This is a genomic window from Kitasatospora sp. NPDC041988, from assembly GCF_055588525.1.
In genome coordinates this window covers 1-21,021 of the sequence record NZ_JBVJCO010000055.1, presented here as the reverse complement: position 1 = coordinate 21,021, position 21,021 = coordinate 1, and the positions used below count along the sequence as shown (strand labels likewise).

At 72.4% G+C, this 21,021-nt stretch carries 18 protein-coding genes; 7 read left to right on the top strand and 11 right to left on the bottom strand.

The window, feature by feature from the left end:
• The first annotated feature begins 7 nt into the window (after positions 1-7).
• Positions 8-1,114: an alpha/beta hydrolase gene (locus ACZ6NC_RS36130; protein WP_465738115.1), complete on the top strand. Its 1,107-nt coding sequence runs from the start codon at positions 8-10 to the stop codon at positions 1,112-1,114.
• Between the two features lie 70 nt (positions 1,115-1,184).
• On the opposite strand, the gene ACZ6NC_RS36125 is transcribed toward ACZ6NC_RS36130, so the two are convergent.
• Positions 1,185-2,777, bottom strand: a complete 1,593-nt coding sequence (locus ACZ6NC_RS36125; protein WP_465738114.1) for a PucR family transcriptional regulator — start codon at positions 2,775-2,777, stop codon at positions 1,185-1,187.
• 424 nt (positions 2,778-3,201) lie between these two features.
• Between ACZ6NC_RS36125 and ACZ6NC_RS36120 the strand changes: the two genes are divergently transcribed.
• The 5 genes from ACZ6NC_RS36120 to ACZ6NC_RS36100 all read left to right on the top strand — a co-directional run bounded on the left by ACZ6NC_RS36120 (position 3,202) and on the right by ACZ6NC_RS36100 (position 10,080).
• Positions 3,202-4,089 carry an FAD binding domain-containing protein gene (locus tag ACZ6NC_RS36120; protein WP_465738113.1) on the top strand — a complete coding sequence of 296 codons (888 nt, stop codon included), beginning with the start codon at positions 3,202-3,204 and terminating at the stop codon, positions 4,087-4,089.
• The gene (locus tag ACZ6NC_RS36115) at positions 4,086-4,574 is read left to right on the top strand and encodes a (2Fe-2S)-binding protein (RefSeq protein WP_465738112.1); all 489 of its coding nucleotides are present in this window, start codon (positions 4,086-4,088) and stop codon (positions 4,572-4,574) included. The genes ACZ6NC_RS36120 and ACZ6NC_RS36115 overlap by 4 nt, the downstream gene beginning before the upstream one ends.
• Positions 4,571-6,943 carry a xanthine dehydrogenase subunit D gene (pucD, locus tag ACZ6NC_RS36110; protein ID WP_465738111.1) on the top strand — a complete coding sequence of 791 codons (2,373 nt, stop codon included), beginning with the start codon at positions 4,571-4,573 and terminating at the stop codon, positions 6,941-6,943. Before ACZ6NC_RS36115 ends, pucD begins: the two co-directional genes overlap by 4 nt.
• Positions 6,944-7,296: 353 nt before the next feature.
• A complete protein-coding gene (locus ACZ6NC_RS36105) occupies positions 7,297-8,778 on the top strand; it encodes an NCS2 family permease (protein WP_465738110.1) in 1,482 nt (493 codons plus the stop codon).
• 81 nt (positions 8,779-8,859) lie between these two features.
• On the top strand, positions 8,860-10,080 hold the full coding sequence (locus ACZ6NC_RS36100; RefSeq protein WP_465738109.1) for an XdhC family protein: 1,221 nt from the start codon (positions 8,860-8,862) through the stop codon (positions 10,078-10,080).
• A gap of 43 nt (positions 10,081-10,123) precedes the next feature.
• Here ACZ6NC_RS36100 and ACZ6NC_RS36095 read toward each other — a convergent pair whose 3' ends face one another.
• The 10 genes from ACZ6NC_RS36095 to ACZ6NC_RS36050 all read right to left on the bottom strand — a co-directional run bounded on the left by ACZ6NC_RS36095 (position 10,124) and on the right by ACZ6NC_RS36050 (position 19,063).
• Positions 10,124-10,417 carry a hypothetical protein gene (locus tag ACZ6NC_RS36095; RefSeq protein WP_465738108.1) on the bottom strand — a complete coding sequence of 98 codons (294 nt, stop codon included), beginning with the start codon at positions 10,415-10,417 and terminating at the stop codon, positions 10,124-10,126.
• Between the two features lie 176 nt (positions 10,418-10,593).
• Complete coding sequence (locus tag ACZ6NC_RS36090; RefSeq protein WP_465738107.1) at positions 10,594-10,797, bottom strand: cold-shock protein; 204 nt, start codon at positions 10,795-10,797, stop codon at positions 10,594-10,596.
• A 171-nt stretch (positions 10,798-10,968) separates the two neighbouring features.
• Complete coding sequence (locus tag ACZ6NC_RS36085; RefSeq protein WP_465738106.1) at positions 10,969-11,883, bottom strand: SDR family oxidoreductase; 915 nt, start codon at positions 11,881-11,883, stop codon at positions 10,969-10,971.
• Between the two features lie 197 nt (positions 11,884-12,080).
• Positions 12,081-12,776, bottom strand: a complete 696-nt coding sequence (locus ACZ6NC_RS36080; RefSeq protein ID WP_465738105.1) for a hypothetical protein — start codon at positions 12,774-12,776, stop codon at positions 12,081-12,083.
• A gap of 103 nt (positions 12,777-12,879) precedes the next feature.
• Positions 12,880-14,601, bottom strand: a complete 1,722-nt coding sequence (locus ACZ6NC_RS36075) for an SDR family oxidoreductase (RefSeq protein WP_465738104.1) — start codon at positions 14,599-14,601, stop codon at positions 12,880-12,882.
• Positions 14,598-15,491, bottom strand: coding sequence for a M24 family metallopeptidase (locus ACZ6NC_RS36070; protein WP_465738103.1), 894 nt, complete (start codon positions 15,489-15,491; stop codon positions 14,598-14,600). The genes ACZ6NC_RS36075 and ACZ6NC_RS36070 overlap by 4 nt, the downstream gene beginning before the upstream one ends.
• Positions 15,492-15,501: 10 nt before the next feature.
• Positions 15,502-16,590 carry a PDR/VanB family oxidoreductase gene (locus ACZ6NC_RS36065; RefSeq protein ID WP_465738102.1) on the bottom strand — a complete coding sequence of 363 codons (1,089 nt, stop codon included), beginning with the start codon at positions 16,588-16,590 and terminating at the stop codon, positions 15,502-15,504.
• Positions 16,591-16,648: 58 nt separating this feature from the next.
• A complete protein-coding gene (locus ACZ6NC_RS36060; RefSeq protein WP_465738101.1) occupies positions 16,649-17,563 on the bottom strand; it encodes a metal-dependent hydrolase in 915 nt (304 codons plus the stop codon).
• Positions 17,564-17,992: 429 nt separating this feature from the next.
• Complete coding sequence (locus ACZ6NC_RS36055) at positions 17,993-18,751, bottom strand: DUF2637 domain-containing protein (protein WP_465738100.1); 759 nt, start codon at positions 18,749-18,751, stop codon at positions 17,993-17,995.
• 69 nt (positions 18,752-18,820) lie between these two features.
• Positions 18,821-19,063 carry a hypothetical protein gene (locus ACZ6NC_RS36050; protein WP_465738099.1) on the bottom strand — a complete coding sequence of 81 codons (243 nt, stop codon included), beginning with the start codon at positions 19,061-19,063 and terminating at the stop codon, positions 18,821-18,823.
• Positions 19,064-19,545: 482 nt separating this feature from the next.
• On the opposite strand from ACZ6NC_RS36050, the gene ACZ6NC_RS36045 reads away from it, so the two are divergent.
• On the top strand, positions 19,546-20,784 hold the full coding sequence (locus tag ACZ6NC_RS36045) for a Mu transposase domain-containing protein (RefSeq protein ID WP_465738098.1): 1,239 nt from the start codon (positions 19,546-19,548) through the stop codon (positions 20,782-20,784).
• Positions 20,785-21,021 lie beyond the last annotated feature (237 nt).

Sequence of the window (21,021 nt, the reverse complement as noted above, 5' to 3'; positions counted from 1 at the left end):
CATTCTCGTGCCGATCTCCATCGCAGCGGCCCTGCTGCTCTGGGGCAAGGTGCGCGGACCCCAGCCGGTGCAGGTCCTGTCCAGGCTTGCCATGATCGTCTTCTGCCAGGTCACGGCCGTGCTGATGGTTTTCGTCATGGTCAACAACGCCAACCTGATCTACGGCAGCTGGGACGACCTGCTCGGCACCGGCAAGCACGTCCGGGCGGTGCCCTCGGTGCCGCCGGCCGACCCGGGCACCGGCGGAACGGCTGCCCAGGGCGGCGCCCAGGGCAGCGGGGACGCCAAGCAGCCGCCCAAGGTGACGCAGCAGTTCCGGGGCGTGGACGACCCGAAGGTGCCGAACGACGTCCAGAAGACCGACCTCAAGGGCCAGCTGTCCGGCGTCGACGGCGAGGTGCTGGTCTGGCTGCCGCCGCAGTACCACGACCCGGCGTTCAAGGACAAGAAGTTCCCGGTCGTCGAACTGATCCCGGGCTTCCCGGGCTCCTCCTCCACCTGGTACGGCACGCTGAAGGTCTCCGAGCAGCTCAAGCCGCTGATGCAGCAGGGCAAGGTCGCCCCGTTCATCCTCGTCTCCCCGCGCACCCTGCTGCTCGGCAACAGCACCGACGCCGGCTGCACCGACGTGCCCGGCAAGGTCAACGCGGACACCTGGCTGACCCGGGACGTCCCGCAGATGGTGCTGGACAACTTCCGTGCCGACGCGGCCCCGGACCGCTGGGCGGTCGCCGGGTACTCGGCCGGGGCCCACTGCGCCACCAAGCTGGCCCTCGCCCACCCCAACCGCTACCGGGCCGGCGTCAGCCTCTCCGGCTACAACGACCCCGCGACCGAGAAGGACTCGCTGGTCGGCAAGGACCCGAAGCTGCGCGAGGCGAACAACCCGGTCAACATCGTCAAGAACGCCGCCCAGCCGCCGAAGGTGGCCCTCTACATCTCCGGCAACAAGGGCGACGGCTACGAGGACGGCCAGGCCATCGCCGCGGTCGCGAAGGCACCGACCACCGTGCAGGTCCAGGAGACCACCGGGCCGCACTCCAGCGACGTCTGGAAGAACATGGTGCCGGGCGTCTTCGAGTGGATCACGGGTCTGATCCCCGCTCAGCCCTGACGAAGTGTGACGAAGGGCCCGCCGCGATCGCTTCGCCCGGCGGGCCCTTCGGCGTGAACGCCCTACGGAATCAGGCCAGTTCGAGGGCCAGGTAGAAGTCCACCCGGTCCTCCAGCCGGGAGAGGTCCCGGCCCGTCAGCTCCTCGATCCGGCCGATCCGGTAGCGCAGCGTGTTGACGTGGACGTGCAGCTGGGCGGCGCACCGCGTCCACGAGCCGTCCGAGCGCAGGAACGCCTCCAGGGTGCGGACGAGGTCCGCCTGGTGCTCGATGTCGTAGGCGATCACCTTGTCCAGCAGCCGGCTGCGGAACGCCCGGCGGACCTCGTCCGGGACGGCGGCCAGCAGCAGCACGTGCGAGGCCAGCTCCTCCGGGCCCGCCACACAGACCCGGCCGACCCGGGCGGCGGCGATCCGGCGGGCGTGCCGCGCCTCCTCCAGGGCGCCGCGCAGGCCGCCCGCCTCGGAGGCGGGGGCGGACACGCCGAGGGTGATCCGGCCCTCCGAGCCGAGGCCGGCCTCCAGCGGGGCGAGCAGCTCGCGCAGCGTGTCGGCGGGCACCGCGCTGTCCAGCGCGGGCAGCACCACGACGGCGCCGGTGCCGGCCCCGGCGATCAGGGCGCGGTCGGTCGTCCCGCCCAGCGCTTCCTCCAGGACGGACCGCACCGCCCCCTCCGGCAGGCCCGTCCCCTCGGCGCTGAGCACCAGCCAGGAGCCGTCCTGCGCCTGGGGTTTGGGCTCGGCATTCTCGTAGCGGGCGGCCATCGCCGAGGAGGCATACAGGGTGCGGCTGATCTCGGCCGGGTCGGCGTCGCGCTGGAGCAGGGTGAGCACCTCGTCGGCGAGGCGGCGGCGCAGCCGGCGGCCCTCGTCACGGCGCTGCCGCTCCGCGGCGACCAGCCGGGCCAGGTTCTCGGCGAGCTGCTGGCGCTTGCCCGTCCACTCGGTGACGTCGCCGGCCACCGCGAGCATCCAGTCGGCGAGCGGCGACTCGGCGTCGGGGGTGGCGGAGGCGGGCAGCAGCGAGTAGGAGCCGGTGAGCAGCCGGGCCCGGTGCGGGGGGCGGCGGCGCTGGCGCTGGGCGCCGAGGTGGGCGCGGACCAGCTGGTCGCGGTCCTCGGCGGAGAGCCGGTCGGCCGGGCCGGCGATCACCGCGCCGGTGGGGGTGAGCACCCAGCAGTCGAGGTCGAGGTCGCCGCCGAGCAGGTCGAGGACGGCGTCCAGGCCGCCGCCGCCGGCCGCGGAGACCAGCAGGCGGTGCCGGTCGACCAGGGCCGCGAGGTCGGCGGCGCGGTCGGCGGAGACCTGCCGGCCGATGAACTCGGTGACGGTGCCGAAAGCAATGTCGTCGGGTACCGCCAACAGGGGCATGCGGTGGCGTCGACAGGCCTCGACGAGGTCCTCGGGGACGGGGCCGACCTCGGCCTCGCCGGCCGCGAGGGCGACCGCGCCGCCGGCCACGATGGTCCGCACGAACCGCTCGGAGTCGGCCGGCCCGGTGCGCCAGAGCATGCCGGTGAGCACCAGCTCGCCGCCGTGCAGGTAGCGGCCGGGGTCGTGCAGGTCCGTGGTCATGACGCCGCTGACCTGGCGGTCCAGCTCTTCCTCGGCCGCGAGCAGGCGCAGACGCGGGGCTCCGGGGGCGAGCAGGTCACGGACACGCATCCGGGACTCCTATCGGGCTGGGGGTGAGGGTGACGGGGGCCCGAGCGCTCGGTCCGGGGAGACAGTGTGCCCGAACATCTGTGCTCGGCGTTACGTACCGACCGGCACCCGGATCACGGGGCCATAGCTTGGAAATCACGGCCGGATTACGGTCGTAGGTAGCGCCCGGTGAACGGCTGGGCTGCGAGATTGTCCGCCTTAGAGGAACGTACAGGATGCCGGGCGGGACCACAGCCGGGGCTTCATGCCATCGGTGACTGCCAGTGGTCCCCGTCACAGCGGTTCACTGGCTATACGCCGCCGGACACACCCGGATGACCAGAACGCAACGCGAGGGCGACGAAGCAGTAGCTCAGTTCGAACACCGGGTAATCGGGCACTGTGCCCACCCGTCCGGCCGGCAACGACTTGAGGAGACACCCGCATGGAGTTCCTTCGGCCCGCTACCTGGGACGAGGCACTCGCGGCGAAGGCTGAGTACCCGACCGCGCTGCCCATCTCGGGCGGTACGGACGTCATGGTCGAGATGAACTTCGACGTGCACCGGCCATCCGCGATTCTCGACCTGAACCGCATCACCGAGCTCACCGAATGGTCGAACGACGGCGACGTCGTCAAGCTCGGCGCCTCGGTCCCCTACACCCGGATCATCGACGAGCTGTCCGGGCCGCTGCCCGGCCTGGCCCTGGCGGCCCACACCGTCGGCTCGCCCCAGATCCGCAACCGCGGCGGCGTCGGCGGCAACCTCGGCGGCGCCTCCCCGGCCGGCGACGCGCACCCCGCGCTGCTGGCGGCCGGCCGCGACGTCTTCGTCGAGGCGGCCTCGGTGCGCGGCACCCGGCTGATCCCGATCGACGAGTTCTACGTCGGTGTGAAGCGCAACAGCCTGGCGGCCGACGAGCTGATCCGGGCCGTGCACATCCCCGTCGCGGACGGCCCGCAGCAGTTCTCCAAGATCGGCACCCGCAACGCCATGGTGATCGCGGTCTGCGCCTTCGGTTTCGCCCTTCACCCGAAGAACGGCACCGTCGGCACCGGTATCGGTTCGGCTGCCCCCACGCCGCGCCGCGCCGTGGAGGCCGAGGAGTACCTGCAGGGTGTGCTCGCCGAGCGCGGTCTCTGGGAGTCCGGCGACCTGCTGGGCGCCGAGGTGATCCAGCGGTTCGGCGAGCTGGTGAAGGCGGCGGCCTCGCCCATCGACGACGTCCGCGGCACCGCCGACTACCGGCGGCACTCGCTGGCCGTGATGGCCCGCCGCACCCTCACCTGGTGTTGGAACGACTACAGCAAGCAGATCAGGAGTGCGGCATGAGGGTCACTTTCACCGCCAACGGCAAGCCGGTCGAGGCCGACGACGTGTGGGAGGGCGAGAGCCTGCTCTACGTGCTGCGCGAGCGGGTCGGCCTCCCGGGTTCGAAGAACGCCTGTGAGCAGGGCGAGTGCGGCTCCTGCACGGTCTACCTGGACGGCACCCCGGTCTGTTCCTGTCTGGTCGCCGCCGGCCAGGTGCAGGACCGCGAGGTCCGCACCGTCGAGGGCCTGGCCGACGAGAACGGCGAGCTGGGCCTGGTCCAGCAGGCGTTCATCGACGCCGGCGCCGTCCAGTGCGGCTTCTGCACCCCCGGCCTGCTGGTGCAGACCGACGCGCTGCTGGAGAGCGACGCCCAGCCGAGCGACAACGACATCCGCGAGGCGCTGTCGGGCAACCTCTGCCGCTGCACGGGCTACGAGAAGATCATGGACGCGGTGCGGCTGGCTTCCGCCCGCAAGTGCGCCGGTAAGGGGACTGCCGAATGAGCACTCGTACCATCCAGGGGCAGAAGAACCTCCAGAACATCAACCAGGCGTCCAAGGACGGCATCGGCGGCTCGCCGCTGCGCCCGGACGGCAACCTGAAGGTCAAGGGCGAGTTCGCGTACTCGTCCGACATGTGGCACGAGGACATGCTCTGGGGTATGGCGCTGCGCTCGCCGCACCCCCGCGCCAACATCCTCTCGGTCGACATCTCCGAGGCGCTCAAGGTGCCCGGCGTGTACGCCGTCCTCACCCACGACGACATCCCGGGTTCGAAGTACTACGGCCTGGAGATCCAGGACCAGCCGGCCCTGGCCATCGACAAGGTCCGCTACCACGGTGAGGCGATCGCGCTGGTCGCGGCCGACCACCCGGAGACGGCCCGCCGCGCGGTGAAGAAGATCAAGGTCGAGTACGAGGTGCTCACCCCGATCGTCACCGAGGAGCAGTGCCTCGACCCCGAGACGCACGGCTACGTGCACGAGCCGCACGAGTACAAGTCGCACGGGTACGGCAACATCTGCCACGAGCAGAAGCTGGTCTCCGGCCTCGGCGTGACCGACGAGGTCCGGGCGATGGCGGACGTCATCGTCAGCGGCACCTACGAGGTCGGCATGCAGGACCAGGCCTTCCTCGGCCCGGAGTCCGGCCTGGCGGTGCCCGCCGAGGACGGCGGCATCGACCTCTACATCGCCACCCAGTGGCTGCACGTGGACCGCGAGCAGATGGCCCCCGTACTGGGCCTGCCCGAGGAGAAGGTCCGCCTCACGCTGGCCGGCGTCGGCGGCGCCTTCGGCGGCCGCGAGGACATCTCGATGCAGATCCACGCCTGCCTGCTGGCCCAGCACACCGGCAAGCCGGTCAAGATCGTTTATGCCCGGGACGAGTCCTTCTACGGCCATGTGCACCGCCACCCGGCCAGGATGCACTACGAGCACGGCGCCACCCGCGACGGCAAGCTGGTCTTCGCCGACTGCCGGATCGTGCTGGACGGCGGCGCGTACGCCTCCGCCTCGCCCGCCGTCGTCGGCAACGCGGCCTCGCTCGGCCACGGCCCGTACGTGATCCCGAACGTCAAGATGCACGCGATCGCGCTGTACAGCAACAACCCGTCCTGCGGTGCGATGCGCGGCTTCGGCGCCGTCCAGGCCGCGTTCGGCTACGAGACGCAGATGGACCGCCTCGCCGCCGAGCTGGGCATGGACCCGGTCGAGCTGCGCCAGCTGAACGCCATGGCCGAGGGCGACTACATGCCCACCGGCCAGCAGATCGACTCGCCGGCCCCGGTCGCCGAACTGCTGCAGCGCGTCAAGGACATGCCGCTTCCGCCGCCGCTGGACACCGAGCACCTGGACGTCCGCCAGCTTCCCGGCGCGCTGTCCAACACCTCGCACGGCGAGGGCATCGTGCGCGGCGTCGGCTACTCGGTCGGCATCAAGAACGTCGGCTTCTCCGAGGGCTTCGACGACTACTCCACCGCCCGGGTGCGCCTGGAGGTCATCGGTGGCGAGCCGGTCGCCATGGTGCACACCGCGATGGCGGAGGTCGGCCAGGGAGGTGTCACCGTGCACGCCCAGATCGCCCGCACCGAGCTCGGTGTCGAGCAGGTCACCATCCACCCGGCCAACACCGAGGTCGGCTCGGCCGGTTCCACCTCCGCGTCCCGCCAGACCTACATGACCGGTGGCGCGGTGAAGCTGGCCGCCGAGGCGGTCAAGCAGGCGCTGATCGAGAAGGGCCGCCGGCGCTACGGCTGGACCCAGAAGGACCTGACGCTGGTCGGCGGCAAGGTCGTCTCCGAGTCGGCCGGCCCGCTGGTCTCCATGGTGGACCTGCTCGGCGACGAGGCGATCGACCTCACCCGCGAGCACCACCACCGCCCGACCGTCGCGTTCGACAAGGAGACCGGGCAGGGCTTCGGCCACGTCCAGTACACCTTCTGCGCCAACCGCGCGGTCGTCGACGTGGACGTCGAGCTGGGCCTGGTCAAGGTGGTCGAGCTGACCGCCGTCCAGGACGTCGGCAAGGCGCTCAACCCGCTCTCCGTCGTCGGCCAGATCCAGGGCGGCTGCACGCAGGCCCTCGGCCTGGCCGTGATGGAGGAGATCGTGGTCAAGGACGGGAAGGTGCGCAACGCCTCCTTCACCGACTACCTGATCCCCACCATCCTGGACACCCCGCCGATCCCGGTGGAGATCCTCGAACTGCCCGACCCCAACGCCCCGTACGGGCTGCGCGGGGTCGGCGAGGCCCCGACCGTGTCGGCGACGCCGTCGATCGTGGCCGCCATCCGCAACGCCACCGGCCTGGCGCTCAACCGGATCCCCGTCCGGCCCGAGCACCTGACCACCGAGACCCCCGGCGCCCTCTAGCCCCGGATCTCCGCACACCTCCCCGGGGCGGCGACAGTCTTCTCCGAGCGCAAGCGAGGAGAACATCGAGCACAGCCCCGCCGCCCCGGGGCAGCACCACCCGAGCAGTGAAGAGCACCACCGATGCACCACCTGATCCAACGCGAACGCACCGTCCCGCTGCCTCTCCCACGCCGGGGTTCTGCAGCGGTGCGCACCACCTTCCCCCAGCCTTCGGCAGGGGGTGCCCCCAGCACCGCAGCACTGCCACAGAGTGCGCCCAGTGAGTCGAATCGTCCCCCTGTGCCAACTTCGTTGACTGGCTGTCAGGTCGGCTCGCCCACCCCAACCCCCTTTGACACTTGGGAGTGGACATGACCAGGATCCCCACGGAGCCCGGCACCACTGAAGAAAGACCCGCCGAGGACGACACCCCCACGTCGGTCCCGGCACCGCAGCCGAAGAACGCCCTCGACGCGTACTTCAAGATCTCGGCCCGAGGCTCGACCCTCGGCAACGAGATCCGCGGCGGCCTCACCACCTTCATGGCGATGGCCTACATCGTGCTGCTCAACCCGATCATCCTGAGCGGCGCCGACGTCAACGGTCTCAAGCTGGACCACGCGCAGCTCACCACCGCGACGGCGCTCGCCGCCGCGGTCACCACGATCCTGATGGGCGTGGTGGGCAACGTCCCCCTCGCGGTCGCCGCCGGCCTCTCCGTCTCCGGCGTGATATCCGCGCTGGTCGTGCCGCACACCACCTGGCCCCAGGCCATGGGCCTCTGTGTGGTCTACGGCCTGCTGATCGTGCTCCTGGTCGTGTCCGGACTGCGCGAGAAGATCATGAACGGCATCCCACTGCCGCTCAAGCACGCCATCACCATCGGCATCGGCCTCTTCGTCGCGCTGATCGGCCTGGTCAAGGCCGGGTTCGTGCACACCGGCGGCCCCACCCCGCTCGCGCTCGGCCCCTTCGGTGAACTGGCCGGCTGGCCCGTACTGGTCTTCTGCCTCACCGTGCTGACGATCTTCGTCCTGCTGGCCCGCAACGTCCGCGGCGCCATCCTGATCGGCATCGCCGGCGGCACCGTGCTGGCCTTCATCATCAACGCGGTCGCCGACCTCCCGGAGAAGACCTGGGTCAGCTCCGCCCCGGTGTGGCCCGGCAGCCCGGTCTCCGCACCCGACTTCGGCCTCTTCGGCGACGTCGACGTGTTCGGCGCCTTCGGCGGCAAGGGCCTCGGCGCGATCAGCGCCTCGGTCGCGGTCTTCACCCTGGTGCTGGCCGGCTTCTTCGACGCGATGGCGACCATCATCGGCGTCGGCACCGAGGCGGGCCTGGCCGACAACAAGGGCCGGATGCCCGGTCTCTCCAAGGCCCTGTTCATCGACGGCGCAGGCGGCGCCATCGGCGGCCTGTCGGGTGCGTCCGGCCAGACCGTGTTCGTCGAGTCCGCCACCGGTGTCGGTGACGGCGCCCGTACCGGCCTCGCCTCGACGGTCACCGGCGGCGTGTTCGCCCTGATGCTCTTCTTCTCGCCCCTCGCGGCGATCGTCCCGACCGAGGTCGCCTCTGCCGCCCTCGTCGTCATCGGCTCGATGATGATGAGCCAGGCCCGGCACATCGACTGGTCGGACCGCGAGGTCGCCATCCCGGCCTTCCTCACCTGCACCCTGATGCCCTTCACCTACAGCATCACGGCGGGTGTCGCCGCGGGCGTCATCTCCTACACGGTCATCAAGGCCGGCACCGGCAAGTGGCGCGAACCCGGCCCGCTGATGTGGATCCTGACCGTAGTCTTCGTGATCTATTTCGCCCTCACACCGATCAAGTCCTGGCTGGGCGTCCACTAGCAGCACCGCCGCCGTACGGGACTCGTGTCCCGTACGGCGGCCCCTCCCGTTCCCCTCGCACCCCGTAAGGAGCTCCCCGACATGCAGGACATCGCCGAGCAGCTGCAGGCCTGGCACGCGTCCGGGCGCTCCTTCGCCGTGGCCACCGTGGTCGGCGTCTCCGGCAGCGCGCCGCGCGACCCGGGCGCCGCGCTCGCCGTCGACACGGCCGGCGAGGCGATCGGCAGCGTCTCCGGCGGCTGCGTCGAGGGTGCCGTGTACGAGCTCTGCCAGGCCGCCATCGAGTCCGGCGAACCCGTCCTGGAACGCTTCGGCTACAGCGACGAGGACGCCTTCGCCGTCGGCCTGACCTGCGGCGGCATCCTGGACGTCTTCGTCCAGCCGGTCGTGCCCGGCACCGACCCGGCGCTCGACGCCGGCATCACCTACATCGCCTCCGGCACCCCCGTCGCGCTCGCCCGGGTCATCGCCGGCCCCGGCGGACTGGTCGGCGCCACCGTCGCCGTCACCGCCGACACCCACCACGGCGCCCTCTCCCCCGCCCCCACGACGGTGGCCGCGCTGGAGCGGGCGATCGTCGCCGAGGCCCGGGCCATGCTGGACGCCGGGCGCACCGGCCGGGTCGTGCTCGGCCTGGACGGGCGCCCCTGTGACGAGCGGGAACAGGGCACCGTCACCTTCTTCGTCGAGGCCTACGTGCCCGCGCCGCGGATGCTGGTCTTCGGCGCCATCGACTTCGCCGCCGCCGTGGTGCGGATCGGCAAGTTCCTCGGCTACCACGTCACCGTCTGCGACGCCCGGCCGGTCTTCGCCACCGCGCGGCGCTTCCCCGAGGCCGACCAGGTCGTGGTCGACTGGCCGCACCGCTACCTGGACTCGCAGCTCGACAGGATCGACGGCCGCACGGTGCTCTGCGTGCTCACCCACGACGCCAAGTTCGACATCCCGCTGCTGGAGCGCGCCCTGCGGCTGCCCGTCGGCTACATCGGCGCGATGGGCTCGCGCCGCACCCACCGCGACCGCGAGGCCCGGCTGCGCGAGGTCGGCCTCACCGAGGCGGAAATCGGCCGGCTCCGCTCGCCCATCGGCCTGGACCTCGGCGCCCGCACGCCCGAGGAGACCGCCGTCTCGGTCGCCGCGGAGATCGTCGCCCACCGGCGTGGAGGCAGTTGCCTGCCGCTGAGCGCCGGCAACGGGCCGATCCACCACGACCTGGCGCGCGCCGAGGACGCTCCGGCGGACGCCCGCGAGGACGCTCCCGCGGAGCGGAGCGCCGAGGCCCCGCAGCCGCACGCGGCCTGAGCGCGGTGCGGGGCATGGTTCGGGGCGGGGCTCGGGGCGCGGTTCAGCGCACCACGTTGTAGGCCTCGCAGATCAGTGGCGGGGTGGTCGGGATGCCGACCTCCTGCAGGATCGGCATCAGCACCGCCGCGAAGTGCTCGAACGCCTCCCGGGACTCCCAGACGTCCGTGACGTGCCACCCGCCGTCCGGCGTCGGGCCCGCCGCGTGCAGCAGCAGCCCGCGCACCGGCCAGTCGGACGGCTTGTTCAGCCCGGCGCCGCCGGTCAGCCGGTCCGTCGCCTCGTCGTACTGGGCCTGGGTGACGCCGGGGAACTCGAACGTCGCGATGATCGCCATGGGGGGGCTCCTGCCTGGTGGGCTCCGGTGTGGGGTCTGCCGTCTCCTATGCAGCCCCCACCGCGCCCCCGCGGCCATCCCGGCGCCACCAGCCGGGTGACAGGGCGGCCGACGGGCAGGGCTTGTCTGACAGTCGTCATCTCCACGGGGCCTGATCGCCGGCGGCCGGATCGCTCCTACAGCGGGCGGACCCGCTCGGCGACCCGGCGGCCCTCCTGCTCGGTCGGGTCGAACTCCACCCGCTGGCCCTCGGTGAGCGCCCGGTCCCCCTCCCCCACGATCGAGTCGAAGTAGACGTACAGCGCGGGCCCTTCCTCGTCGGGCGTGATCAGGCCGTAGCCGTGGTTCACGTGGTAGGACTGCACGGTGCCGGTGGCCATGGGTGCTCCTCAGGTCGGCGGTGGGGGTGTCCCCGGTTTCCACCCATCGTCACCGCCGGGCCGCCTCACCGCACGCCGCGATCACCGCACGCCCCTGTCGCCGGGGCCCCTTTCACCGGGGACCCTTCACCGAGGGCCCCTGTCACCGAGGGCCGTGGCGTCGCCCGCCGCTCAGCGGTAGCCGGCCGGGTCCAGCGGGCCGTCCGCCTGCTCCGCGTCCACCAGGTAGCTCCAGGCGTCCGGGCGGCTGCCGTCCAGGTCGGTGAAGCCGTACTCCTTCGCCAGGGCGCCGCTGGAGAGCGAGGTGCCGTTGAAGCGCGCCACCTCCGGGTCGGTGGCCAGCGCGACCACCGCGCGGCCGACGTACGCGGGCGACTCCGAGATGCCGAAGTCCGGCTGTTTCCCGGTCGCCTCGCGCCAGGTCTCCTCGGTGACGCCGAAGTGCTCCAGCATCATCTCCGAACGCAGCCAGCCGGGGGTGAGCGCCACCGCCGTCGCCCCGCGCGGGCCGAGCTCGTGCCCCAGGGCGAAGGCCATCCGCAGCACCGAGGACTTGGCGAGGTCGTAGAAGAGGGAGTTCCGGTAGCGGGTCGCGTTGTACTCGGCGGTGCCGTCGGTCATCTCCACCACCAGCCCGCCCGGCCGGCGCAGCAGCAGTGGCAGCAGGTGGTGGTTGGTGATCGCGTGCGTCTCGACGGCCAGGCGCAGCAGGCGCAGCCCGTTGTCCAGGTCGTGCTCCCAGACCGGGCGCTCCCACTCGAAGAGCTGCTCGCCGCCCCAGATGTCGTTCACCAGGATGTCGAGCCCGCCGTGTCCGGCCTCGATCCGCTTCGCCACGGCCGCCACCTCGGCGGGCACCAGGTGGTCGGCCCGCACCGCGATGCCCTGGCCGCCGGCCGCCGTCACCAGCGCCGCCGTCTCCTCCAGCGTCTCCGCCCGCCCGTACTCCGACCGGTGCCCCTCGGCGCTGCGGCCCGTCCCGTACACCGTCGCGCCCGCGGCCCCCAGCTGGACCGCGATCCCCCGTCCGGCGCCCCGGGTCGCCCCGGCGACCAGTGCGACCTTGCCCTTGAGCGGCTGCTCCATGCGCTTCCCTTCCCTCGTGGTTGCCCCGTGCCGTGCGGCCCCGCCGAGGCCTCGGCGAGGCGCGTCGTCGACGCCTGTCACGGTACGAGGCGGGAGGGCCTTCCGGAACGCAGCGGGCCGGTGATGTCGAATCAGGCAGAGTCGACATCACCGGCCCCATGGCACGTGCCCGTCAGGTCACCCCGTGGGCGGGCGCCTCACTGGCAGCCGCGCTGCCAGTTCCAGCCGATGAAGGTGTGCTTGAGCTGCACGTCGAAGGTACAGCTGCTGGTCAGGTCCGCGTTCAGCGTCACGTACGTGTGGTGGGTGTTGCCGTACCAGCCACCGGTGACGTCGAAGATGCCCTTGTAGCCGAAGTCGGCGTGCGCCTGGGAGTTGACCACGGCGCAGTCGGTGGTGCAGTCGTCGCTGCTGGTGGCGGACTTCACCGACCAGCCGGCGTCCCACGGCTCGCGGTTGAACTCCTGGCGCGCCGCCGTGGTGGCGGTGGTGACGCGACCGTCGGCGGTGCTCCAGTCGGACGTGGTGTAGAGCCCGCTCATCCGGATGTTGCAGCAGTCGTACATCGCGTTCCAGCTGCTGATCTGACGCTTGCCCGCGGTGGCACCGGCGGCGGCCGCGGTCTTCACGGACTTCGCGGCGGCGGAAGTGGCGGTGGTGGCGGCCGGGACGTACGTCACCGGCCCCTCCTGCGGCTTGCAGTCCTCGCCGATCGTCACCGTCTGCTGGACCGCGAGGCCGGCCGGCGGCACCGGCAGCGATCCGGAGAGCGTGACGCCCTCGCACGACCTGGCGGTCGTCGTCTCGGCGGCGGGTGCGGCGGCCGCCCCCGGAGCCACCGCGATGACCAGGCCCGCCGCGGAGAGCGCAGCGGAAACCAGACGCTTGTTCACTTGTTCAATCCCCTCGTCATGATCTTCGCCGGAGCCTAACGACGCCCGGCCGGAGCCGGGCGTCGCGCGAGCGATGTTGGCAGGAACCTGCCGTCGCCCGGCCTCAGGTGACGTTGAGACGGGCGGCGAGGCGCAGCAGACCCGGGGAGAGGCGGCTGAGGAGGCGGGCGACCTTGGCCTCGGGGGTGACGGGGACGACGGGCTTGCCGGTGCGGACGGCGTGCAGGATCGCGGCGGCGACCTTCTCGGGCGGGAAGCCGCGCCGGGCGTAGAGCTTGGCGGCACGGGCCTGCTTGGCGGCCTGCTGGGCCTCGCTGGTCGCGGAGAAGGTGGAGGTGCGCGTGATGTTGGTGTTGACGATGCCGGGGCAGATGGTGGAGACGCCGATGCCGTGGCCGGCCAGTTCGGCGCGCAGGCAGTCGGAGAGCATGAAGACGGCGGCCTTGCTGGTCGCGTAGGCGGTGAGCGCCTTGGACGGCAGGTAGGCGGCGGCGGAGGCGAGGTTGACGATGTGGCCGCCGGCACCGCGGTCGGCCATCAGGCCGCCGAAGGCGCGGCAGCCGTGGATGACGCCCCAGAGGTTGACGTCCAGGACGCGCTGCCACTCCTTCTCGGTGGTCTGCAGGAACGTCCCGGAGTGGCCGATGCCCGCGTTGTTGACCACCACGTCGGGGACGCCGTGGTCCTCGGCGACCTGCTGGGCGAAGGCGTCCACGGCGGCGCCGTCGCTGACGTCCACCCGGTAGGCGTGGGCCGGCGGGCCGATCAGGGAGGCGAGTTCGGCGGTGCGGCGGGCCGCGTCCAGGTCGAGGTCGCAGACGACGACGCGGGCGCCGTCCTCGGCGAAGGCCAGCGCGGTGGCGCGGCCGATGCCGCTGCCGCCACCGGTGACCACGACCAGCCGGCCGAGGCCGGCCCTCTCGGCGCTCTGCCCGGCGTCGACGGCGGTGGTGAACTCGCGGACCATGCCGGCCACGGCGGACCCCTTCTCCAGCAGGGCGGACCAGTGGGTGGCGTGCAGCGAGCGGCGGGTCAGTCTGGGCACCCAGCGCTCCAGGCCCTCTGAGAGGAACTCGCCGACGTAGTGGTCCTTGGTCAGGGTGATCAGCTGGACCGGCACCTCGGTGGGCCGCTCGCGCGGGCTGCGCAGGGTGGGCCGCATGTTGGCGCGGTACAGCTCGATGCCGCGCACCGCGTCCCGCCGCAGGGTGGGCTGCGGGTGGCCGGGGCGCGGGGTGACCTCCTCCAGGTCGCGCAGCACCCGGCCCCAGGCGCGGGCCAGGCCGAGCCGCCAGATGCCGGGGGCGAGGTAGGGCAGGTGGAACGCGGTGATGTACCAGGAGTGGACGCCCTGGGAGATCAGCTGCTTCAGGTGGCGCGGGGTGGGGCGGCGGTAGCGGTCGCGCAGCCAGTACCCCATGTGGTCGAGGCAGGGCCCGGACATGGTGGTGTAGGAGGCGAGCCGCTGTTCGGCGCCGGGCGAGGTGACGGCCTCCCAGGACTGCAGCGAGCCCCAGTCGTGGGCGACCACGTGCACCGGGCGGTCCGGGCTGACGGCGTCCGCGACCGCGAACAGGTCGGCGGCGAGCTGCTCCAGCCGGTAGCCCTCGCGGGAGGCCGGGACGCCGGACTCGCCGGCGCCGCGCACGTCGTAGCGGACGACGTGGTGGTCGCGGGCGAGGTCGGCGGCGATGTCGTCCCAGACCACGTGGGTGTCCGGGTAGCCGTGCACCAGCAGGACGGTGGGCGCGGCCGGGTCGCCGTCCTCGAAGACGGCGAGCGGCAGCCCGCCGGAGTGGACGGTCCGGCGGCGGGTGGTCGTCATCGGGTCGCCTCCTGGGCGGTCTCCTGTGCGTGCGTGGCCTGGGCGTGCGCCGCCGTCCAGCGGCGGACGTGCGGCAGGTCGTCGTCGAGCCAGTACGCGCCCCCGTACTCATCGTCAGGGGTCTCGGTGACCACGAGCAGCTCCTCGAACTTGATGCCCACCTCGCGGAACCCGATGTGCGGCTCCACCGCCCACAGGCCCGGGGTCGGCGCGTGCCGGGACGCCCGGCCGTCCGCCCAGAGCGGCGAACGGCCGTGCAGGCGCTCGCTGATCAGCTCACGGCCGAGCGTCTGGAGTGTACGCACCCCGAAGCCGAAGACGTTGACCCCGGCCGGGCCGCGGGCGGTCATCCTGGTCACCTGGTGGCCGATCACCCGGCCCGGGTAGACCTGGTGGCGGTTGTCGTAGCCGTGCGCGGCGATCTGCGCGTCCACCGCCGCGTACACCTCGTCGAGCGGCTTGCGGGCACGGACCTCGGCGAGGATCAGCTCGCGGTAGACCCGCAGGTCGGCGGCGAGCCGGTCCCAGACCGGGTTCTCGCCGACCTTGCCGCCGTAGCCGATGTCGGCGGTGTAGCCGTCCACGATGGGCGCGCAGTCCAGTACGTACGGCATGCCCTCCTCCAGCCGGCGGCCGCCGGCGAAGAACTGCAGCGGGGTGTGGAAGTGCCGGAACGCCGTCCGGTCGCCGAACCAGGCGAATGGGACGTGGAAGAAGTCCTGCACCCCGGCGGCGACCAGGCAGCGGCGCAGCTTGGCGGTGGCCTGCCGCTCGGTGACGCCCGGTTCGATCCAGGCGGCGACCTGCTCGGCGCAGTGGTAGGCGAGCTGCTGGGTCTCCCGGAACCGGGCGAGATCGTGTTCGGTGAACGGGAAGGCGGGCTGGGCCATCGGGGGCTCCTTAGACGTCGAGCACGAGGGTCTCGCCCTCGGCGGCCCGGGAGACGCAGGGCAGCAGGGCGCCGGCGGCGCGCTGCTCGGAGGTGAGGCGGCGGTCGCGGTGGTCGGGGGTGCCGGCCAGCAGCCGGACCTCGCAGGTGCCGCAGAACCCCTGGTGGCAGGAGTACGGCAGGTCGGGGCGGGCCTCGCGGAGCACGTCCAGGGCGGACCGGTCGGCGGGGACGTCGAGCGCCGGGCCGTCCGCGCCGAGGCGGACGGTGAACGGCTCGCCGCCGGTGACCGGCGCGGCGCCGAACCGCTCGAAGTGCAGGGCGGAGGCGGGCGATTCGTCCAGTGCCCGCTGGACGGCGGCCAGCATCGGAGCCGGGCCGCAGCAGTAGACGGCGGCACCGCGCGGGGCGTACCCGAGCAGCTCGGCGCCGGTCGGCACGCCGCCGTGCTCGTCGTCGGTCCGCAGGTGGACCCGGTGCGGGTCGAGGGCGCGCAGCTCGTCCGTGTACGGGAGGGTGCCGGCGCTGCGCCCGACGTGGACGAGCCGCCAGTCCAGGCCGTGGCGCTGCGCCTCGCGGGCCATCGGGAGCAGCGGGGTGACGCCGATGCCGCCGGCCAGCAGCAGCACGGCCGGCTCGGCGCAGAAGGCGAAGCCGTTGCGCGGGCGGCGGGCGGTGAGCCGGGTGCCGGGGTGCAGGGTGTCGTGGATCTCGACCGAGCCGCCGCCGCCCTCCGGCAGCCGGCGGACGGCGATCCGGTAGACGGTGCGGTCGGCAGGGTCCCCGCAGAGCGAGTAGTGGCGCTCGCGGCCGGAGGGGAGTGCGAGCCGCAGGTGCGCGCCGGGCTGCCAGGCGGGAAGCGGGCCGCCGGAGGGGTCGGCGAGGCTCAACTCGACGGCGTCGGCGGCGACCTGGCGGCGGGCGGTGACGACGAGCTGCAGCGGCGGGGTGGGGCGGCCGGGCGGGCGGCGGGGGTTGCGGCGCAGCAGTGGGGAGCCGAGCGCGGGGCTGTAGCGGTCGCCGAAGGCGGTGAGGCGCTGCATGAACCGGTCGGCGTGGGGGCGGCCATACAGGTCGGGGGGCGGGTTGTGCAGGTCCATCCGGCGGGTCCTTCGGTCCTAGGCGGCGGGGGTGGGCGGCGGCGACGGCTGTCGGTCGTCAGCCGCCGGCGGCGGCGCGGGCGGCCGGGGAGGTGGCGAGGTAGCCGAGGGCCTGGCTGGAGGAGCCCTCCTGGGTCGGGTGGTAGCCGGGCCGCAGGTAGCGCAGGCCGGAGCGGACCGACTTGACCGGGTCGGGCAGCAGGCCGCGCTTGGCGATCCGGCCGGCCTCGCGCCAGCTGGGCCGCAGCCGGCCGTCGAGGGTCGGGTCGGCGGCCAGCAGGAAGCGGGCACCGCGCACCCAGAGGTGGACCAGCAGCGGGCCGGAGACCGCCATGCCACGGACCCGCCGCAGGTAGCCCGGGTCGAGGTGGACCATCAGGTCGAAGGCGACGCTGCGGTGCTCGACCTCCTCCGCGCCGTGCCAGCGCAGCAGGTCCAGCATGGTCGGGTCGGCCTTGGCGCGGTCCAGGCCCGGGGAGTTGAGCGCCCAGTTGCCGAGGAAGGCGGTGAAGTGCTCGATCGCCGCGATGAACGCGACCCGCTCGATGATGTTCTCGCGCCGCCGGGCGGGCGTCAGTCCGGGCTTGTCGCCGAGCACGCGCCGGAACAGCCAGGAGACCTGCCGAACGTACGGGCGCGGGTCCAGGCCCTGGCCGAGCAGGTGGTCCAGCACCTCCTGGTGCGCCTCGGCGTGGATCGCCTCCTGGCCGATGAAGCCGAGCACCTCCTCGCGCAGCTGGTCGTCCCCGATCAGCGGCAGCGCCTCCTTGAACACCTTGACGAACCAGCGCTCGCCCTCGGGGAGGAGGAGGTGGAGGACGTTGACGATGTGGGTGGCCACCGGCTCGTCCGGGATCCAGTGCAGCGGCAGCCCGGCCCAGTCGAAGCGGACGTCGCGGGGCTCCAGGACGAGGCTGTCGTGCACGCGCGGGGCGAGGGCGGCGACGGCGGGGACGGGGGTGGTGCTGGGCATGGGAGGGCCCTCCTGACCTGCGGGTGGCGGCTCGGCTCCAGAGCAACTTACCCATGGGTACAGCAGGCCACAATGGTTTCGACAACCTTATCGACAGTCCGTCTAATAAGCGCTCGCCCACGACGACTGCCCCCGACGCCTCGGACCGGGCCACGCACCCCGGCCACCGGACCTCAGGCGTCGAGGGCCGCGCTTCGAATGCCGGGCGCCGGCCCGCCGGCCCCGTGCCGTCGTCGATCTGCCGACGTATCGACACCAAGCGGTCGCGACCCCCGCCACCCGAGCGGGAGCCGCGACCGTCCGCACCGTGCCATCACAGCCCAGCCTGCTGTCAGCACCGGCCGGGAAGGCCGGCCGACCCACCCCGAGTGCGGTCGGTGTGCCGCCAGCGCTGCGAATGACCCGGGCAGTCCGATGGATGCGAGCTGTTCAGACGCCCACCTTGCCGGCGGCCTTGTGGGAAGCCCGCCGCCCCTTCTGCCGCGGCGAGGTCCGGCACGACTTGCGGCTGCCGATGATCTGACGCACAAGCTGGTGCAGCGAGACCACCCCGGTGATCGGCGGCAGGCCGGCGACCACGAGGTCCGGCATCGTTCGCGACACGCCGACCGCGCACAGCCAGGTCGCGACACCGGCGAACAGGGTCACGACGATCCAGGAGTGCACGGCCCGACGACCGTCCAGGGCCGCCCGCAACACCGACAGGCAGCCCACGAGCCACGGACCGATGACGACGACGGGCCACAGTCCCGACAGGCCGTGCGGAACCCTGGAGATGGCCAGGCCCTGCAGCGGGTCGTAGGAGAGGGCCCAGCCCAGAAGGCACACAGCGGTGAACGTGGCCGCCGTCATCACCCCGAACAGCGGGCCGATCAACCGCGCCCACGACCCCCCGGGCGACCTCGGCCGCCCCCGGGGCCCCGGGGGCGGCGCGACGGCGACGCCGGCCGCGGCCGGTGACGATTCCTCGGTCGCGACGCGGGGCGGAGGAACGAAGAGCCCGAGCGACTCCCAGGTGTCCATGACTTCGAGGTCGGGAGCGACCCAGCGGCCACCGGAAGCCTCACCGTCGGTGCGCCAACCGTGCTGCTCATAGGTCGCGGCCCGCTGGTAGTCCTCCGCGGATCCGTACCAGGTGGCGCCGTAATCGTGCGGGGCGCAGAACTCACCTGTGCGGTCATAGGCCATGGGACGCTCCGGACAATCGACGCCTCGCGGGTCCGCCGGCTATCGCCCTCCCGCGCCCGATCGGGGCCGTCACGCTCCGCCCTCCGCCCGCTGAGAACCGGACCGCGCGACGAAGTCATCCTCCAGCTGACGGATCGTCCGCACGAACTCGGCCAGGACGCGCGAGCAGTTCTTCAGGACGACCCGCTCGCCGTTGCGGGACAGGTAGCCGATGCGCAGGTCACCCACGACGTTCGGCCGGTCGGGGACGAAGAGCCACTTGCCCAGCCTGCAGACGGGGTCACGAGCCGGTGGGACCGATGGACGACACATTGAAGTCATGCCCCGTCAACGAGGCGCGGCCAGGCCGGGAATGTACAGCATTCGGGCGTCCTTCTATATTCAAGAGGATATCGCTCCGCGAAATTCCCCGGCTGCACACCCCCAGCCCCCTCCGCTTTCCACCAGCCCCTTTCCTCACCCGGCCTCCCCAGACCCGGAAAAGGACCAGACCAAAGCACCTTACCGCATTCATGGCAATGATGCTCGATGAAACTCCCCAGGCGCGCCGAGCCACTCCTCACTCCCCCCAGCTGACCAAAAGCGCTGGTCAGAGGAGTAGCATGATTCCGGCACACGCCTTGCCCCGTCGACCCCCAATCACGCTCCGCAAAATTCCCCAGCCCCATTGCCAGACTGCAAAAACCTTTCTGCAGGGCGAGCCGTCCGGCATCGTGCTATATTTCCCGCCTCGTTGGAGACGCCATTGCTTCAGAGTCCGCATGGGCAGGAGAACGGATTGCAAGGGGGTTTGGATGCTCACCAAGGAGGAATTCGAGGAGGCTCGCTCACGTCGCGCACAGGGGTGGTCGATCTCAGCGATCGCCCGCCACCTGGGCCGCGACCGCAAGACCGTGCGGTCCTACCTCGACGGGGAGCGGATCGCGGGCGTGCGGAGCCGCCCGCAGGACGGCTTCACCCGATTCTCGCCGTACTGCCGCCAGCGGCTGGCCGATGACCCGCACCTGCCGGCGAGCACGCTGTTCGAGGAGATCATCGAGCTGGGCTATCCCGGCGGCTACTCGACCTTCACCCGCTCGCTGCGACAGCACCAACTGCGACCGCGTTGCCCGCACTGCCGGCGCATCGCCCGCGATCACAGCACCATCCCGTCCCGGCCGGCCGGCGAGGAGGTGCGCTTCGACTGGCTCACCCTGCCCGGCGCCCCGACCCACTGGGGCAACGGCGATCGCGCCCATCTGCTGGTGGGCTCGCTCACCCGCACGGGGCGCTGGCGCGCGGTCATGGCCGAGAACCAGGAGTTCCCGCAGGTCGTGGAGGCCATGGACCAGTTGCTGAGACGGCTGGGTGGCACCGGCACGCGATGGCGGTTTCACCGGACGCCCGCGGCCTGCTGTCCCGAGACCGGCCGGGTGACGCCGGCGTTCAGCAAGGTCGCCAAGTACTACCACGTCGCGGTCGCCTGCCCGCCCCGCTGGGAGGACCGCGACGGAGGACCGGACGAGGGCCTTCGCGCCACCACTCACCACTGGTGGCGCACCCTGCGCCACGAGACCCCTCTGCTGGCGGCACAGGACCACCTCGACGAGCTCGCCGCGAGGATGGACCGCGTCCGGCCGACAGGCGGGCTACCGGACGAGGGACGCGACAGCGCGAACGGCCTCATTGACCTGCCGAACGCCCCCTTCCCCGCGCGGATCTGCGTCAGTCGTACGGTCACCGCTCACAACGTGGTCCCCTTCCGTGGCAACGTCTACGCGGTCCCGCCCGAACTGTCCGGCGCTACCGTGCAGGTCCGCTGGCGCCTGGACGAACCGCACCTGTCGATCTCCACGGCACGCGGAGCGGTGATCGCCCGACACGCCGTCGCCCCGCGGGGAGCAGGCGTGGCCGTGACCGGACGCGGACACGCCGTCGTCCTGGAACGCCCACTCCCCGCCCGAGCCGCGCCCTGCCCCGCCAACACCTACCGCCCACCGTCGGCGGCGGCCCTCGCCGAGGCCGAGGCCCTGCGCACAGGCGATCCGACATAGGGACACCCTGACGCCGGAACGTCCGACGCCGGCCGAACCTCGTGCCGCTGCCCGAGATCCGGGCGAGTTCGGACAACCTCCGGCGGGGCGGGGGGGGGGGGGGGGGGGGGGGGGGGGGAGAAGAGGGGGGGGGGGGGGGGGGGGGGGGGGGGGGGGGGGGGGGGGGGGGGGGCGGAAGGGGGGGGGGGGGGGGGGGGGGGGGGGGGGGGGGGGGGGGGGGGGGGGGGGTTTTTTCCC

Coding starts and splice junctions, on each gene's coding strand:
- ACZ6NC_RS36105 (WP_465738110.1), top strand. CDS start 7,297: ATGACCAGGATCCCCACGGAGCCCGGCACCACTGAAGAAAGACCCGCC.
- ACZ6NC_RS36065 (WP_465738102.1), bottom strand. CDS start 16,590: ATGGACCTGCACAACCCGCCCCCCGACCTGTATGGCCGCCCCCACGCC.
- ACZ6NC_RS36115 (WP_465738112.1), top strand. CDS start 4,086: ATGAGGGTCACTTTCACCGCCAACGGCAAGCCGGTCGAGGCCGACGAC.
- ACZ6NC_RS36070 (WP_465738103.1), bottom strand. CDS start 15,491: ATGGCCCAGCCCGCCTTCCCGTTCACCGAACACGATCTCGCCCGGTTC.
- ACZ6NC_RS36055 (WP_465738100.1), bottom strand. CDS start 18,751: ATGGCCTATGACCGCACAGGTGAGTTCTGCGCCCCGCACGATTACGGC.
- ACZ6NC_RS36090 (WP_465738107.1), bottom strand. CDS start 10,797: ATGGCCACCGGCACCGTGCAGTCCTACCACGTGAACCACGGCTACGGC.
- ACZ6NC_RS36045 (WP_465738098.1), top strand. CDS start 19,546: ATGCTCACCAAGGAGGAATTCGAGGAGGCTCGCTCACGTCGCGCACAG.
- ACZ6NC_RS36125 (WP_465738114.1), bottom strand. CDS start 2,777: ATGCGTGTCCGTGACCTGCTCGCCCCCGGAGCCCCGCGTCTGCGCCTG.
- ACZ6NC_RS36095 (WP_465738108.1), bottom strand. CDS start 10,417: ATGGCGATCATCGCGACGTTCGAGTTCCCCGGCGTCACCCAGGCCCAG.
- ACZ6NC_RS36050 (WP_465738099.1), bottom strand. CDS start 19,063: ATGTGTCGTCCATCGGTCCCACCGGCTCGTGACCCCGTCTGCAGGCTG.
- ACZ6NC_RS36075 (WP_465738104.1), bottom strand. CDS start 14,601: ATGACGACCACCCGCCGCCGGACCGTCCACTCCGGCGGGCTGCCGCTC.
- pucD (WP_465738111.1), top strand. CDS start 4,571: ATGAGCACTCGTACCATCCAGGGGCAGAAGAACCTCCAGAACATCAAC.
- ACZ6NC_RS36100 (WP_465738109.1), top strand. CDS start 8,860: ATGCAGGACATCGCCGAGCAGCTGCAGGCCTGGCACGCGTCCGGGCGC.
- ACZ6NC_RS36060 (WP_465738101.1), bottom strand. CDS start 17,563: ATGCCCAGCACCACCCCCGTCCCCGCCGTCGCCGCCCTCGCCCCGCGC.
- ACZ6NC_RS36085 (WP_465738106.1), bottom strand. CDS start 11,883: ATGGAGCAGCCGCTCAAGGGCAAGGTCGCACTGGTCGCCGGGGCGACC.
- ACZ6NC_RS36120 (WP_465738113.1), top strand. CDS start 3,202: ATGGAGTTCCTTCGGCCCGCTACCTGGGACGAGGCACTCGCGGCGAAG.